This is a genomic window from Monashia sp. HAY1-2A (assembly GCF_056755315.1).
This window is the reverse complement of record NZ_JBNDHY010000477.1, coordinates 1-263: the sequence shown is the minus strand read 5'-3', so window position 1 is coordinate 263 and position 263 is coordinate 1. Positions and strand designations below refer to the sequence as shown.

The following is a 263-nucleotide window of genomic DNA, read 5'->3' as shown; positions in this document are numbered from 1 at the left end:
ACGGGGACCTTACGTCAGTAGCCGGGAATGGGGATTAGTACGTGAAGATTACAGTGCGGATGGTGATGCATGGAATTATACCACCCATGACGGGGCAGAAGCAAAAACTTATCGTTGGGGAGAAGAAGGCATCTGCGGAATATGTGATGATGTTCAGAAGCTGGTATTCTCGGTAGGATTCTGGAACAAAAAAGATAAAATGATAAAAGAGCGTTTCTTTGGCCTTACCAACGGACAGGGAAATCATGGTGAAGATGTGAAAG

1 protein-coding gene is annotated in these 263 nt (G+C 45.2%); it reads left to right on the top strand.

The window, feature by feature from the left end:
- The coding region (locus ACPYOM_RS22775; protein ID WP_481347707.1) for a hypothetical protein at positions 1-263 on the top strand (263 nt) is incomplete at both ends.